At 65.3% G+C, this 14,963-nt stretch carries 17 protein-coding genes; 10 read left to right on the top strand and 7 right to left on the bottom strand.

Annotated features, from left to right (window positions below):
• Nucleotides 1-201: 201 nt before the first annotated feature.
• Entirely contained in the window at nt 202-885 is a 684-nt protein-coding gene (locus JNL31_RS07455; RefSeq protein WP_294971768.1) for a DUF2270 domain-containing protein, read from the top strand.
• Between the two features lie 74 nt (nt 886-959).
• On the opposite strand, the gene ccoP is transcribed toward JNL31_RS07455, so the two are convergent.
• From ccoP to ccoN, 4 genes are read right to left on the bottom strand one after another with little or no spacing between them, the layout of a single operon-like run.
• Nucleotides 960-1,838 (bottom strand): cytochrome-c oxidase, cbb3-type subunit III, encoded by an 879-nt coding sequence (gene ccoP, locus JNL31_RS07450; protein ID WP_294971765.1) that lies wholly within the window; start codon nt 1,836-1,838, stop codon nt 960-962.
• Between the two features lie 4 nt (nt 1,839-1,842).
• The gene (locus JNL31_RS07445; protein ID WP_294971763.1) at nt 1,843-2,040 is read right to left on the bottom strand and encodes a cbb3-type cytochrome c oxidase subunit 3; all 198 of its coding nucleotides are present in this window, start codon (nt 2,038-2,040) and stop codon (nt 1,843-1,845) included.
• A gap of 10 nt (nt 2,041-2,050) precedes the next feature.
• A complete protein-coding gene (ccoO, locus tag JNL31_RS07440) occupies nt 2,051-2,818 on the bottom strand; it encodes a cytochrome-c oxidase, cbb3-type subunit II (RefSeq protein WP_294971760.1) in 768 nt (255 codons plus the stop codon).
• Nucleotides 2,819-2,830: 12 nt separating this feature from the next.
• Nucleotides 2,831-4,429 carry a cytochrome-c oxidase, cbb3-type subunit I gene (gene ccoN / locus JNL31_RS07435; RefSeq protein ID WP_294971758.1) on the bottom strand — a complete coding sequence of 533 codons (1,599 nt, stop codon included), beginning with the start codon at nt 4,427-4,429 and terminating at the stop codon, nt 2,831-2,833.
• Nucleotides 4,430-4,643: 214 nt separating this feature from the next.
• Between ccoN and JNL31_RS07430 the strand changes: the two genes are divergently transcribed.
• Nucleotides 4,644-5,489 (top strand): universal stress protein, encoded by an 846-nt coding sequence (locus tag JNL31_RS07430; protein WP_294971755.1) that lies wholly within the window; start codon nt 4,644-4,646, stop codon nt 5,487-5,489.
• Nucleotides 5,490-5,549: 60 nt separating this feature from the next.
• On the opposite strand, the gene JNL31_RS07425 is transcribed toward JNL31_RS07430, so the two are convergent.
• The 3 genes from JNL31_RS07425 to JNL31_RS07415 all read right to left on the bottom strand — a co-directional run bounded on the left by JNL31_RS07425 (nt 5,550) and on the right by JNL31_RS07415 (nt 9,063).
• A complete protein-coding gene (locus tag JNL31_RS07425; RefSeq protein WP_294971752.1) occupies nt 5,550-8,111 on the bottom strand; it encodes a M10 family metallopeptidase C-terminal domain-containing protein in 2,562 nt (853 codons plus the stop codon).
• A gap of 24 nt (nt 8,112-8,135) precedes the next feature.
• Nucleotides 8,136-8,549, bottom strand: a complete 414-nt coding sequence (locus JNL31_RS07420; protein ID WP_294971749.1) for a hypothetical protein — start codon at nt 8,547-8,549, stop codon at nt 8,136-8,138.
• A gap of 133 nt (nt 8,550-8,682) precedes the next feature.
• On the bottom strand, nt 8,683-9,063 hold the full coding sequence (locus tag JNL31_RS07415; protein ID WP_294971746.1) for a MerR family DNA-binding transcriptional regulator: 381 nt from the start codon (nt 9,061-9,063) through the stop codon (nt 8,683-8,685).
• A gap of 108 nt (nt 9,064-9,171) precedes the next feature.
• On the opposite strand from JNL31_RS07415, the gene JNL31_RS07410 reads away from it, so the two are divergent.
• The 8 genes from JNL31_RS07410 to JNL31_RS07375 all read left to right on the top strand — a co-directional run bounded on the left by JNL31_RS07410 (nt 9,172) and on the right by JNL31_RS07375 (nt 14,962).
• Complete coding sequence (locus JNL31_RS07410; RefSeq protein WP_294971744.1) at nt 9,172-9,594, top strand: PaaI family thioesterase; 423 nt, start codon at nt 9,172-9,174, stop codon at nt 9,592-9,594.
• Nucleotides 9,591-10,082, top strand: coding sequence for a PaaI family thioesterase (locus JNL31_RS07405; protein WP_294971742.1), 492 nt, complete (start codon nt 9,591-9,593; stop codon nt 10,080-10,082). The genes JNL31_RS07410 and JNL31_RS07405 overlap by 4 nt, the downstream gene beginning before the upstream one ends.
• A complete protein-coding gene (locus JNL31_RS07400) occupies nt 10,079-11,389 on the top strand; it encodes an MATE family efflux transporter (protein WP_294971739.1) in 1,311 nt (436 codons plus the stop codon). Before JNL31_RS07405 ends, JNL31_RS07400 begins: the two co-directional genes overlap by 4 nt.
• A 53-nt stretch (nt 11,390-11,442) precedes the next feature.
• Nucleotides 11,443-11,898, top strand: a complete 456-nt coding sequence (locus tag JNL31_RS07395) for a universal stress protein (protein WP_294971736.1) — start codon at nt 11,443-11,445, stop codon at nt 11,896-11,898.
• 142 nt (nt 11,899-12,040) lie between these two features.
• Nucleotides 12,041-13,678: a phosphoethanolamine transferase gene (locus JNL31_RS07390; RefSeq protein WP_294971734.1), complete on the top strand. Its 1,638-nt coding sequence runs from the start codon at nt 12,041-12,043 to the stop codon at nt 13,676-13,678.
• A gap of 3 nt (nt 13,679-13,681) precedes the next feature.
• A complete protein-coding gene (locus JNL31_RS07385; RefSeq protein ID WP_294971732.1) occupies nt 13,682-14,053 on the top strand; it encodes a diacylglycerol kinase in 372 nt (123 codons plus the stop codon).
• Between the two features lie 116 nt (nt 14,054-14,169).
• Nucleotides 14,170-14,322: a hypothetical protein gene (locus tag JNL31_RS07380; RefSeq protein ID WP_294971730.1), complete on the top strand. Its 153-nt coding sequence runs from the start codon at nt 14,170-14,172 to the stop codon at nt 14,320-14,322.
• A 76-nt stretch (nt 14,323-14,398) separates the two neighbouring features.
• Nucleotides 14,399-14,962, top strand: coding sequence for a NifU family protein (locus JNL31_RS07375; protein WP_294971728.1), 564 nt, complete (start codon nt 14,399-14,401; stop codon nt 14,960-14,962).
• Nucleotide 14,963 lies beyond the last annotated feature (1 nt).

The following is a 14,963-nucleotide window of genomic DNA, read 5'->3' as shown; positions in this document are numbered from 1 at the left end:
CTGGCCGGGGCCAGTCTATCATCCTGCTTGCAATCGGTCATTCCGGGAAGGCGGACATTGACCTGCATCAACTAGGGAGAAGGTCCGGCGAGGGGAATGCGGCAATGCGGCGCAAATCGGCGTGATCGGCGGCCCTGCCGTCGGCTTTGACCGAAGGCGGCGGCCCTGCCATGCTGAGATCCGGGCGGATCGGGGGGCATCATGGTGGAAAAGCGCAAGGCAGTTGCGACCGAGGAGTTCTCGGCCGCCGAAATCGGCGCGCTGGCGCATCTGTACCGGGGCGAGGTCTACCGCAGCACGGTCTGGCGCACCCGGCTGGACACCACGACCAACTGGTCGGTGGTGACGCTGGGCGTGGCGCTGTCGATCACCTATTCCTCGCCGGGTGCTTCGCCGCTGCCGCTGGTGCTGGTGGGCGTTCTGGTCCTGTTCTTCCTGTCGCTGGAGGCGCGCCGCTACAGGTTCTTCAACGTCTGGCGCGCCCGCGCCCGCTGGATCGAGCGGCATTTCTATGTGCCGATGCTGGTGGACGGCGACCTGCACACCGAACAGGACTGGCAAACCGTTCTGGCCAACGACTACCGGAACCCGCAGTACCACGTCAGCTACATGGTGGCGGTCGCGCGCCGGGTTCGGTCGAACTACCTGTGGATCCTCTTGATCCAGGCGGTCGCCTATATCGGCAAGCTGATCGTCCATCCCTTTCCGGCAACGTCCTGGCCCGGTTTCCTGAACCGGGCGGACATCGGCCCGATTCCCGGCGAGATCGTACTGTTGGGCGGGGCGGTCTATATCGCCACCGGCGTCGGGCTGGTGTTCTGGATCAACCGGGTCGACAGGAAACGGGCCAAGGACCGGGCCGTGCGTGGCAGCGCGATGGGCTGAAGCTCGGCGGCAAGAAAGGCAAAAAAGAAAGGGGGCCGGAAGACCCCCTTCCTTCACTCGTTACCGTAGGTCACTCACTCACCACCGCCACGGCTGTGGACATAATAGGCCACGGCGCGAATCTCATCTTCGCTCAGCCGCTGGTTCCAGTTGGGCATCACGCCGAAACGGGCCTTGGTGACTGTCTCGATGATCTTTTCGCGCGACCCGCCATACAGCCAGATCGCATCGGTCAGGTTCGGAGCGCCCTGCGCCCGGTCGCCCTTGCCGTCTTCCATATGGCAGGCGGCGCAGTAGTCGGCGAAGACGGTGGCGCCGGCGGCGTCCAGCGTCGCGTCATGGTCCTGCCCCGAAAGGGCCAGCACATGTTCCGCAACCTGGGCAATCTGGGTTTCGTCCAGGATGCCGTCCGTGCCGAACTTCGGCATTTCCGAATAGCGGGCGTCGGCGTCGGTCGTGTTGCGGATGCCGTGGAGGACGGTCGTGTGGATGTCGTCCATCGTGCCGCCCCAGAGCCAGTCGTCGTCCAGAAGGTTCGGATAGCCCTTGCCGACCACCCCGGCCGCGCCCGAGCCGTGGCACTGGGCGCAGTTGGTGCGGAAGACCGCGGCGCCCGCCCGTTCGGCATAGCCCGCAAGTTCCGGGTCAGCGCCGATGGCGTTCAGGTCGGCGGCAACCAGCTTGTCCTTGATCGCCGCGTTGGCCTTGTCGACGGCGGCAATCTCGACCTCGACATCGGCGCGGGTCGAGGCCCCGAGCAGCCCTGGGGTCGCCCCCGTGATCAGCGGCCAGGCCGGATAGGCCACGGTGTAGCCGATGCCCCAGATGATCGTGGCGTAGAACACCCAGACCCACCAGCGCGGCAGCGGGTTGTTGTATTCCTCGATGCCGTCCCAGCTGTGGCCGGTCGTTTCCACCTGCCGAGGCTCTTTCTTGATTGGCTTGGCACACATGGCCTTACGCCTCCTTAACGGTTTGGGCAGGGTGATCGTCCGCAGGATGGTCATCGTTGCGGAAGATCGAGGTGGCGACCTCCTGGTGCGCGGCGCGCGATCCGGGCCGGAAGGCCCAGACGCAAAGCCCCAGGAACCCCAGCGTCATCGCCAGCAGGAACCAGCTGTCGGCCAGGTGGCGCAGGAAGGAATAGGTTTCCATCGCTGCCCCCTTACCGGTTCGCCACGGGCGTGAAGGTCGAGAAGTCGACCATCGTGCCCAGCACCTGGATATAGGCGATCAGCGCGTCCATCTCGGTCAGCTCGGGCTGGCCGTCGAAGTTGCGGATGTTGATCGTCTTCGGGAAGGCCTGTGTGACCACGCCGTTCTCTTCCTTCCAGGTGTAGCGGTCGGTCAGCCCCGCGCCGTCGGCGTTCGGATCAGCCTGGGCGGTGAAGTCGGCCAGCGCGTTTTCCACCATCGCGTCGGTGTAGGGCACGCCGGTCAGCCGGTTCGTGATCAGCACGTCCTGGATGTATTTCCCGTCGATCACGTTGTTCGCGAGGAAGCCGTAGGGCGGCATCACCGATTCCGGCACGACCGACTTGGCATTGGTGAAGTGGTCCTGATGCCATTCGTCGGAGTAGCGGCCGCCGACGCGCGCCAGGTCGGGCCCGGTGCGCTTCGACCCCCACTGGAACGGGCGGTCATACATCGATTCCGCTGCCAGCGAGTAGTGGCCATAGCGTTCGACCTCGTCGCGCATCGGGCGGATCATCTGGCTGTGGCAGTTGTAGCAGCCCTCGCGGATGTAGATCGACCGTCCGGCCAGTTCGAGCGGGGTGTAGGGACGCACCCCCTCCACCTTCTCGATGGTGTTTTCCAGGTAGAAGAGCGGCACGATCTGCACGATCCCCCCGATGGTCACGACCAGAAGGCTGAGCACCATCAGAAGCGTGGCGTGCGTTTCGATTGCCTTGTGTTTGTCAAGAAAAGCCATTGTCCCGTTTCCTTATTCTGCCGGAACAGCCGCGTGCTGCGAGGCCTTCACAGGCTGCGCGCGCACGGTCATCCAGAGGTTCCAGCACATGATCACCGCCCCGGTCAGGAACAGCAGACCACCCAGCGCCCGCACCACATACATCGGGAACTTCGCGGCCACGGTGTCGGCGAAGGCGTTCACGAGAAAGCCGTTCGCATCGACTTCGCGCCACATCAGGCCTTCCATGATGCCCGTGACCCACATCGACGAGGCGTAGAGCACGATGCCGATGGTGGCGAGCCAGAAGTGCCAGCTGACGAGTTTCAGCGAGTAGAGGCCTTCACGGTTCCAGAGCCGCGGCACCAGGTAGTAGAGGACGCCGAAGGTGATCATCCCGTTCCAGCCGAGGGCGCCGGAATGGACGTGGCCGATGGTCCAGTCGGTGTAGTGCGACAGCGAGTTCACCGCCTTGATCGACATCATCGGGCCTTCGAAGGTGGACATCCCGTAGAAGCCGATGGAAACCACCATCATGCGGATGATCGGGTCGGTGCGCAGCTTGTCCCAGGCACCCGACAGCGTCATCAGGCCGTTGATCATGCCGCCCCAGGAAGGCATCCACAGGATCACCGAGAACACCATGCCAAGGGTCGACGCCCAGTCAGGCAGCGCGGTGTAGTGCAGGTGGTGGGGACCCGCCCAGATGTAAAGGAAGATCAGCGCCCAGAAGTGGATGATCGACAGCTTGTAGCTGTAGACCGGGCGTTCGGCCTGCTTCGGGACGAAGTAGTACATCATCCCGAGGAAGCCCGCGGTCAGGAAGAAGCCCACGGCGTTGTGGCCGTACCACCATTGCACCATCGCATCCTGCACGCCGGAGTAGAGCTGGACCTGGGCCGAGCCGAAGATCGAGACCGGGATCGCCGCGTTGTTGACGAGGTGCAACATCGCGACAGTCAGGATCATCGACAGGAGGAACCAGTTCGCGACGTAGATATGGGGCTCCTTGCGTTTGAAGAGCGTGCCCATGAAGGCGATCAGGAAGGCGACCCAGACCACGGTGATCAGGATGTCGACGTACCAGACGGGTTCGGCATATTCCTTGCCCTGCGTCGCGCCGAGGACATAGCCCGTGGCAGCCAGCACGATGACCAGCTGCCAGCCCCAGAACACGAACCAGCCGAGCGAGCCGCCGAACAGGCGCGCGGCGCTGGTGCGCTGGACGATGTAGAAGGACGACATGATGAGCGCGTTGCCGCCAAAGGCGAAGATCACCGCGCTGGTGTGCAGCGGGCGCAGGCGGCCGAAGTTGCCATAGCCCTGCAGGAACTCGAAGTTCAGCTGCGGGAAGGCCAGCTGGGTGGCGATGACCACGCCGACAAGAAAGCCGACGACGCCCCAGAAGGCGGTGGCGATCGCGCCGGCGCGGATCACGCTGTCGAAATATTCGTGCTGCACATTGGGTTTCGGGTCGCCCGCCGAGCGGACCACCCACAGAAAGGCGATGCCAGCAGCAAGCATCACGGTGATCGCGTTGACCTGATAGGCCAGGTCATGCGCGTAGTTGGCCGCGATCGCGGCCAGGACCGCGACAAGGCCAAGCCCGGCAAGTTTTAGGTAATCCCACATGGTAGCGTCCCTTCGTCCTGTCTCATGCGGTCCGCCGCACCGGATCTTGATTCGGAACCGGCAGCCGCACTCTTCGGCATTCTGACTTCTGCGGTGCAGCAGAGATATCCGCCTTGATCTGGGTCAACCGGAATCCAAAGTGGAATTGACCTCGGTCAAGGCGCGCAATTCTGCAACGCTCATGCTAGCTTGAAGATTATCAAGGGAGATGACCATGGCCTACAAATCCCTCCTCACCGTGGCGGTCGCGCCCGAGGGCGTACTTGCAACTGTGACAGCCGCCGGTCAGATCGCCACGGCGACGGATGCGCATCTGGACGGGCTTGCCCTGGGTGTCGACCGCACTCAGGTCGGGTATTCCTATGTCGGGTCGGGCGCGGTGGTAATCGCCGCCGCGATGGACCGGGCCGAAGGCGAGGCGCGCGAAGCCGAGGCGGCGCTGAATGCGGCGATCGGGGCACAGTCCCCCTCGCTGCGGTCATCCGTCGAATCGGTCGTGACCCAGCTTGGGGCACTGACAGATGTCGTCGCGGCCCGCGCGCGTTACAGCGACCTCACCGTGCTGCCGCTGCCCTATGGCAAGACCCGCAGCGTCGCCGACGAGGCGGTGACGGAGGCCGCGCTCTTCGAAGGCATGGCGCCGGTCCTGATCGTTCCACCCTCGGGCATGAAGACGGCCCAGCCGAAGCGCATTGTCGTCGGCTGGAACCAGAGCCGCGAGGCGCTGGTTGCCGCGCGCCGGGCCCTGCCCTTCCTCAAGCGCGCCGACATGGTCCAGATCGTCGTGGTCGATCCGCCGACCCACGGGCCGGAGCGGTCTGATCCCGGGGGGCACCTGTGCCAGCTGCTGGTCAGGCACGGCGTCAAGGCCGAGGTTTCGGTCCTGGCACGCACCCTGCCGCATGTGTCCGACGTTCTGGCCCGCCAGGTGCGCGACCTCGATGCCGATCTTCTGGTGATGGGCGCCTATGGCCATTCGCGGTTCCGCGAGGCGATCCTGGGCGGCACGACCCGCGACATGCTGGAAAACGCAGAAGTTCCGGTCTTCCTGGCCCATTGACGGATCGGGGGCCGGGCGATGGCAGATGCCTCGCCCGGCCCCCGAAAAGGCTCAGCCGGTTCAGACGAACAGGAAGTCGGTCTGCGTCAGGGTGCCGCCTTCCTGAACGGTGAAGAGCGCGGAGGCATTTCCGCTCTCCCCTCCGTCGAGGTCCAGATACAGCGTGCGCGTCGAGGCGTCGTAGAACAGCACAGGCTGGGTGCCCCCGAAGGTCTCGGGAAGTGCCGTGCCGGTTTGCCACATCGCGGCAATCGTCGCCGTGGTGGCAATGCCAAGCCCCGCCCGCGACAGGCCCACCCTGTCCAGACCGCTGGTGAAATCAAGAAACTCGTCGGCCATGTCCGCCGTGCTGATGACGAAGCGGTCAGCACCTGCCCCGCCAACGTAGACGTCATAGCCCAGGCCGCCGTTCAGCGTGTCGGCACCATCACCCCCGTCCAGCCAGTCGTCATTCGCCCGGCCCAGAAGCACGTCATTGCCGATTCCGCCGAACAGCCTGTCTTCGCCGTCCTCGCCGTCCAGCTGGTCGTTGCCGGCATCGCCGTAAAGCATGTCCCCCTCGGTGCCGCCGAACAGCCTGTCGTTGCCGACGCCGCCAATGATCGTGTCGAAATCCGCCCCGCCCAGCACCGAATCGTTGCCGATGCCGCCATCGATCCAGTCGCTGCCGTTGCCGCCGGACAGGGTGTCGCTGCCCCCGCCGCCGAACAGGAAATCGAAACCGTCCATCCCGAACAGCCTGTCCGACCCGACACCGCCGGTGATCGTGTTGTCCAGCCCGTTGCCGGTGCCGGTCGAGGCACTGGTCGAGGTCAGCACCAGGTTTTCCACGTTCTCGCCCAGAGTGAAATTCGTCAGCGCGGTGCGGACCGTGTCGATGCCGCCGTCCAGGCCTTCGACCACCCGGTCGCCGGCAGCGTTCACGACATAGGTGTCGTCACCCGCACCGCCGTCCATGCTGTCGTTGCCGACGCCCCCGTCCAGAAAATCGCCGCCCTCGCCGCCGTAGAGCGAATCGTTGCCGTTGCCGCCATAGATCGAGTCGCCACCTGCATCGCCGAACAGCCGGTCATTGCCATCCTCGCCCAGAAGGCGGTCAGCTTCGGCGCCCCCCGCCAGCGTGTCGTTGCCGGTGCTGCCGAAAAGCGTGTCCGCCCCGTCGCCGCCCAAGGCATTGTCATTGCCCGTGCCTGCGTAGATCACGTCATTCCCGGTGCCACCATCGAGGCTGTCGTTGCCCGCGCCGCCGTAGAGGAAATCGAACCCGTCGGCCCCGAACAGCGTGTCGCCGCCGGTGCCGCCAGTGATCGAGTTGCCCTGCACGTTGCCCATCGCATAGACGCCCAGCGTCGAGGTCAGCACCAGGTTCTCCACCTGGTCGGCCAGGAAGATGCTGGTCTGCGTGGTGCGGATCGTGTCGATGCCGCCATCCGCCTCCTCCAGCACCACGTTGGTCACGCCGGTCAGATAATAGGTGTCATTGCCCGCGCCCCCGTCGAGGACGTTGGATCCGCCTTCGCCATAAAGGACGTCATTGCCGCCGCCGCCCGACAGGGTGTCGTCGCCAAGCCCGCCATAGAGCGTGTCGTTGCCCAGGTTGCCGGTCAGGATGTCGTTCCCGGCATTGGCGCGGAGCACGTTGTTGACGTTGTTGCCGGTCAACGTGTCGTTGCCCGCGCCCGACGTGGCATTCTCGATCACCGTGCCGCGGGCAATGGTCACGTTGTCGACCAGACCGCCGATGTCGGAATAGGTCAGCTCGAAAAGCGAAATTTCCTGGTTGGCGCTGAAATTCGAGAAGTTGATCGTGTCGATGCCGTTGGTGTCGTAGATCGTGAAGGCGATCGGATCGCCCCAGTAGACAGCCGCAGTGCGGGGGCTGTAGCCCGTCCACTGGTTCAGCAAGCTCTGCAGATAGCCGCCGATGTTCGAACCGTAGCCGTAGACCGAGTTTCCGCCGTTGGTGACACCCGAAAACCCGTAGAGGTTCTGGATGGCGATGATGTCGGCCGGCATGAGCGTGGCCGTGAAGGCGAAACTGTCGGTCGCGGATAGCGTGTTGTCGTCCTGGCTGAAGTACGACATGACCGTCGCCAGCCAGCTGTCGTTGTCATAGAGATTATCGACGCCGTAGGTCGCGTCTCCATTGTAGTTTCCGGCATGCCCCAGGCCCAGCGCATGGCCGATCTCGTGCATGTAGGTTTGAAGCATGTAGCTGTTCAGATCGAGCGGAGCCCAGTCGCGCGGTATGTTGATGAACGACTGGGTGAGCGTGGTTCCCGTGAAATCCGAATAGGCATAGGCGCCGTCGGGATCGTTGTTGTCGAACATGAGCTTCGCGTTGGACGCGGTTGATGCGACGAACCTGATACCCGTCACCTCGGTCCAGGCTTCAAGGGCGGCCACTGCAATCGCGCGTTCCGCCGTCGACAGGCCCGAAACGTTGTAGGTCAGCGTTCTGGTGGCCGTCAGCGCGAACTTGTACTGCACGCCCCCCCAATAGCCACTGGTCAGCTGGGTGGCGATCTGGTCCCAGGTGAAGATCGGGGCTGCAGACGGATCGCCGGGATTTGGCGCGGCATTCGGGGTGGAGGGGTCGCGGGCGGCTTGAACGTCGGGCATGAAATGAGTCCTTGGCAAGAAAGGTTAGCGAGGAAGGTCGGCGATCAGCCTCTGGAAGAATGCCAGGCGTCTGGACCTGGTCACGGTGGTATCCATCGTCAGCATTCCGACCGAGGGCCGGACAGCCCGCTGGCCGGAAGCGTCGATCCAGGTCGGAATGACCTCGATCTTCGTGGCGGTGGCCTCGGTGATCTCGATCTCGAGCCCCGGGCCGCCGGACAGGGGCGCGTCCTGCAGATCGGCGCCGGAAAGATCGGGCTGGTTGCGCACCGCCTTCAGGAAGTCGGCGCAAATCTCGGCAACGCGGGCGGGATCGGTCTGGGTGCCGCCGGTGCAGGCAAAGGACAGGCCGGAAGGCTGGTCGGCCAGAACACCCGTTGCAGACACCACCATCACCCCCAAAACCGATAGACCCGCAAACCCACGGTGGCGCTTCAATCGCATTGAATCAACCCCGATCCACCCGCCTGCAAGGCGATAGGGCAGAACGATTGCCATCGTTCGGCGAATCTATGGAAAAAGCATGGCAATTCGCCGTCGGCGAACCCCGCACCTGGATGACCCGACGTCATCATTCGACCAGTCTGCCCATTTCCTGCACCGCCGTCTCGCGCAGGGCGCGCAGGTCGGCAATCGAGCCTTCGAGTTCGGCCTTCTGCTTCTCCAGCTCGACCAGCTGCCGGTCGGCGAGTTGCAGCCAGGCCTCAAGCTGCGGACGTTCGCCCTTCTTGCCGTAGATCAGGAGCCACTGGCGGATCTCCTCCAGCGAGAAGCCGAAGCGGCGGCCGCGCAGGATCAGCTTCATCCGCGCCACCTCGCGCGAGGCGTAGAAGCGGGCGCGGCCTTCCTTTTCCGGGGCAAGAAGCTCGATGTATTCGTAGTAGCGCAGCGTGCGCGGGGTCACGTCGAACCTGGCACACATCTCCTTGAAGGTCAGGCGGGTCTCGGTCATGCGCGGTCCTCCACCGGTCAGCCTAGGGGGACACCTTCGCTGGTGCAACCGTGTCGGGGGTTGCCTTCCCCCTGACGCAGCGGTTTGATGCGTCGGCCCGGAGGCCCCATGCCCGACATCGAGACCATCGCCCGCCAGTTCATCGAAGCCCTGCCGCACAGCCGAGAGCTGGGGATGCGGCTTGAAACCATCGGCGAAGGCAACGCCACCATATCAATGCCCTACGACGCCCGGCTTGTCGGCGACCCGGCAACCGGGGTGATCCACGGCGGCGCCGTTTCCGCGCTGATGGACACCGCCTGCGGCACATCGGTGATGAGCCATCCGCAGGCCGGGTTCTCGACCGCGACGCTGGATTTGCGGATCGACTACATGCGCCCCGCCACGCCGGGCCAGACCATCCGCACCCGCGCGGAATGCCATCATGTCACCCGCAGCGTGGCCTTCGTCCGGGCAGTGGCCACGGATGACGACGAAGCCCGCCCGGTGGCGATGGCGACCGGCGCCTTTACCGTGGAGCGCAAGGAATGAAGGCACCGGAGCCGGTTCATGTCGTGAAGCAGCGCCGCGAAGGGCTGCTCAGGACACTGGTCAACGGCGTACCCTACATCCGCTTCCTCGGGGTGGAGTTCGACCGGCGCGGCGACGAATTGACTGCCGTCCTGCCCTTCCGGGACGGCCTGATCGGCAACCCGCGCCTTCCCGCCCTGCATGGCGGGGCGACGGCGGCCTTCCTGGAGATCGCCGCGATGATCGAGCTTGCCTGGAGCACGCTCTGGGAAGGGATGGAGGCCGACGGCGCGCTGCCCGAAGGCCCGCTGCGGCTGCCGAAGACCATCGACTTCACCATCGACTACCTGCGCGCGGGCCTGCCGCGCGACGCCTATGCCCGGGCGCGGGTCAACCGGTCGGGTCGGCGCTATGCGTCCGTGCATGTCGAGGCCTGGCAGGACAACCGCAGCCGCCTTTTCGCGCAGGCGACGGGACATTTCCTGATGCCCCCTGCCGAGCCGAAATGACAGGGATTACCCACGGCCGCGTCCTGCGCATCGCGGGGCCGATCGTCCTGTCGAATGCCACGGTGCCGCTTCTGGGCGCGGTCGATACCGCTGTGATCGGACAGCTTGGCGATGCGGCAAGCCTGGGCGCGGTGGGCATCGGGGCAGTGATCCTGGCGACGCTATACTGGGCCTTCGGCTTCCTGCGCATGTCGACCTCGGGCCTTGCCGCGCAGGCGCAGGGGGCGGGCGACATGGGCGAGCGGACGGCCGTGCTGGTCCGTGCCCTGATCGTCGGCACTGCGGCCGGGCTGACCCTGGTGCTGGCGCAGGTCGTCCTTTTCGCGGCGGCCTTCTGGGTCGCCCCCGCCACGCCGAAGGTCGAGGCCCTGGCGCATGACTACCTGTCGATCCGCATCTGGGGCGCACCCGCGACCATCGCGCTTTACGCGCTGACCGGCTGGCTGGTGGGGCTGGAGCGGACGCGGGGCGTCCTGATCCTGCAGCTCTGGCAGAACGGTTTGAACATCCTGCTGGACCTCTGGTTCGTCCTCGGCCTTGGCTGGGGCGTGCCGGGAGTCGCGGTGGCGACGCTGATCGCGGAATGGACCGGGCTTGCCCTGGCGCTGTGGCTGGCGCGCGATGCCTTCGGGCCTGCCTTCCGCGACGCCGCTGCCCGGCTGGGCGACCGGCTGTCGATCCGCCGCATGTTCTCGGCCAGCCGCGACATCATGGTGCGGACCGTGCTGTTGCAACTCTCCTTCACCACCTTTGTCTTTCTCGGCGCCCGGTTCGGCGACGTGACGCTGGCGGCGAACCAGGTCCTGATGCAGTTCCTGGAAATCACCGCCTATGCGCTGGACGGCTTCGCCATCGCGGCCGAGACGCTGGTCGGCCAGGCCATCGGTGCGCGGTCGGTGCGGCAGGTGCAGGCCGCCGGGCGGATCTGCCTGCAATGGGGCTTTGGCGGCGGCATCGGGCTCGCGCTGCTGTTCGCCCTGGCCGGCCCGCCGATCATCGACCTGATGACCACCGCCCCCGAGGTGCGCGAGGCGGCGCGGGCCTACCTGCCCTGGCTGGTCGCCGCGCCCCTGATCGGGGTTGCGGCCTGGGTCTTCGACGGCATCTTCATCGGCGCGCTGCTGACCGGCGACATGGTGCGGACCATGCTTGTCTCGGTCGCGATCTATGCCGTGGCGCTGGCCGTTCTGGTTCCCGTCACCGGAAACCATGGTCTCTGGGCCGCGCTCATGGTGCTGAACGCGAGCCGCACCGTAACGCTCTGGCGCCGCTATCCCAAGGTCGCCGCGCGGGCGGGCCAAGCCTAGGCTTGCCTTCCCCCCGTGCTCCGGGCCATGATCCGCCGCCAAAGGGGAGAAACATGCGGAAATTCCTGGTCGTGCTGGACGACAGCCGCGAATGCCTGAATGCCATGCGCTTTGCCGCCCTGCGCGCGGCCCATACCGGCGGCGGGGTGACGATCCTGTCCATCGTCCCGCCGGAAGAATTCCAGACCTGGATGGGGGTCGCGGACCTGATGCGCGCCGAGGCACGCGAACGGATCGAGGCCCATTTCGAGGTCTTCGCCAAGTGGATGCGCGACAAGCAGGGGGTCAACCCCGAACTGGTGATCCGCGAGGGCGATCCGGTGAACGAGATCCTCAGCCAGGTGCGGGACGATGCCGAAATCGCGGTGCTCGTCCTTGGCGCGGGCACCGACAAGAACGGGCCCGGCCCGCTTGTCACCGCGATGAGCCGCAACTCCGGCAGCCTGCCGATCCCGATCACCATCGTCCCGGGCGACCTGTCCAAGGAGCGGCTGGAGAGCATCACCTGATCCGGGGCGACAGGAATCGCTTCCTGTGGCGCAAGCGCAAGGGCTGGATAGCCCGGTTTAAGCGCCCGCTTACTGCAGCTTCGATCACACCGCCCTAGATTAGCGACGGGCTACGCAAGGCCCGTATCTCCAGGACCTCTGCATGACTCCGCCAAACCAGCCTGCCAGCGCGGGCCGCCGTCCCACCCTATCGCCCTTCCTGCTGAACGTGCTCGTCACCACCTATCTGCTGGCGCTGTGCAACACGACGTTCTGGGGCCATCTGTTCCGCATCTTCGAGAGCCGGACGCTGACAGCGCTGGTCTTCGCCGGGGCGGTCTGGGCGCTGATGCTGCTGGTCGTGTCGATCCTGGCGGTGCGGCGGGCGCAGAAGCCGGTCCTGGTAGCCCTGCTTCTGACCGCCGCGGTGACATCCTATTATGTCGACGTGCTGGGCGTCGTGGTCGACCGCGACATGATCCAGAACGCGGTGACGACAACCTTCGCCGAATCGAAGCATCTCATCACGCTCAACTTCCTGAGCCATGTCTTCCTCTATGGCGTCCTCCCGTCGGCACTGGTGCTCTGGGTGCGCATCCGGCGCGCGACGGTCCTGCGCGGGCTGATCGGCACCGGGCTGGTCACGGTGCTTTCGGCAGCGCTGCTGGTCGGGCTCCTGTTCACCAACCTGAAGGCCTATTCGACGGTTCTGCGCGGCAACAAGGAACTGATGGGCTCGGTCCAGCCGCTTGCCCCGATGAGCGGGGCGCTGCGCTATGCCAAGATGATGTTCAAGTCGACCCAGATCACCCTGCAGCCGACCGGGCGCGACGCGAAGCCCGGCCCGTTCCTGGCCAAGGCGGACAAGCCGATCCTGATGGTCGTCGTCGCGGGCGAGACGAGCCGGGCGCAGAACTGGTCGCTGGGCGGCTACGGGCGCGACACCAACCCGGACCTCGCGAAACGCGACATCGTCTATTACCCGAACGCCACCAGCTGCGGCACCGCCACCGCGACCTCGCTGCCCTGCATGTTCTCGCCCCTGACCCGGTCCGAGTATTCCTATGAGGGAGGCCTTGGCCACGAGAACCTGGTCGACGTGCTGACCCATGCCGGCTTCAAGGTTGAATGGTGGGACAACAATACGGGCGACAAGGACATTGCCGACCGCATCCCCTCGCGCAAGATGAAGCCCGAGGACGGGCCGGAATTCTGCTTCCCCGAATGCATCGACGGTGTCTTCCTGAAAGGACTGCAGGACAAGGCCGATACGATTACCCAGAACACGGTCATCGTCATGCACCAGATCGGCAGCCATGGCCCCAGCTACTGGCTGCGCTATCCGCCCGAGCGCGAACTGTTCAAGCCCGCCTGCCACACGCCGGAACTGACCTCATGCTCCACCGAGGAGATCGTCAACGCCTATGACAACACCATCGCCTACACGGACTACTTCCTGTCGCAGGTGATTGACCTTCTCGATGCCTCCGGCCGGGTGATCCCGGCGATGTACTACGTCTCGGACCATGGCGAGTCCCTGGGCGAAGGCGGGCTCTACCTGCATGGCACGCCCTATTTCATGGCGCCGGAATATCAGACCCGGGTTCCCATGGTGCTCTGGATGTCGCAGCGCTTCCGTGACAGTCTGGCGCTGGACGCCGCCTGCCTGGCGAAGGGTGCGGCGGACCCGGTCAGCCACGACAACATGTTCTCGACGGTGCTTGGAATGCTGGATGTGACGACGACGGCCCGGGATGCCACGCTTGATCTTGCGGCACCTTGTCGCGCCGCGGCGGGCTGAGGCATGAGCGTCCAGGAAAAGCCGCCGCGCAAATCCGGGATCGCGCATTTCTTCGCCGCGGCGGGCTATTCGCTGGGCGGGCTGAAGCGGCTGGCCCGGGAAAGCGCCTTCCGGCAGGAGGTCGCGCTGATCGCGGGGCTTCTGGTGCTGTTCCTGATCTGCGGAGCTTCTCTGCCAGAGATTCTGGGGCTGCTGGCCATCGGCCTTGTCCTGATCGCGGTCGAGGCGCTGAACACCGCGCTTGAGGTGCTGGTTGACCACCTGTCCCCCGACTGGTCGCAATTTGCCAAGGATGCCAAGGACCTGGGCTCGCTGGCCGTGGCCTGCACCATCGGGGCAATTGCGCTATATTCGGGCGTCGCGCTCATCTGGTAGGCGGTCACGCGCCATGCTGCACCCGCATTGCTGCCATGCAGCGAATTGCCTTGGGGTCGCCCCGGGATCGGCCTAGATTCGGCCTCGGGAGGAGCCTTGAGTGAAAGGTGCATACCATGTCGATCCATCCATTCCCCCGCCGCCCGGTCGCCGCGCAGCCGGTGGAGCCCTATTTCCAGGCCGAGCGCCCGGTTGAAACGCCAGTCCGCCTGCGCCCGCTGAGCGCACTGGAGCAGATGTATGCCTACTGGGGCTCGGATCGCGCCTGAACTTTAGAACGGTTCCAAACTTGACACTGCGGGGTGCAAGGCGCATATCCGACAGGAACAGTCGGAGACCGGAAGCATGTTCATCCAGACCGAATCCACGCCGAACCCCGCGACGCTGAAATTCCTGCCCGGGCAGACCGTGCTGGAGCTTGGCACCGCCGATTTCCCAAGCGCCGAGGCGGCGGGGAAATCGCCGCTGGCCAAGCGCATCTTCGCGGCGGGCGGCGTGACCGGGGTGTTCTTCGGCAACGATTTCGTCACCGTGACCAAGGCCGATGACGTCGACTGGCCCCATATCAAGCCGCAGATCCTGGGCGCGATCATGGAGCATTACCAGTCCGGCCAGCCGGTGATCGAAGGCGAGGGCACCAACGGCGGCGGCCATGCCGAGCATACCGGCGAGGATGGCGACATCGTCAAGCAGATCAAGGAGCTGCTGGATACCCGCGTCCGCCCGGCGGTGGCGCAGGACGGCGGCGACATCACCTTCCACGGCTTTGACCGGGGCGTGGTCTACCTGCACATGCAGGGCGCCTGCGCGGGCTGCCCGTCCTCGACCCTGACGCTGAAGATGGGAATCGAGAACCTTCTGCGGCATTACATCCCGGAAGTGCTGGAAGTGCGGCCAGTGGCTGCCTGAT

Source organism: Tabrizicola sp., from assembly GCF_016792905.1.
Lineage (GTDB): Bacteria > Pseudomonadota > Alphaproteobacteria > Rhodobacterales > Rhodobacteraceae > Tabrizicola.
Note: the sequence above shows the minus strand (reverse complement) of the source record. Positions and strands in the feature narration are given on the sequence as shown.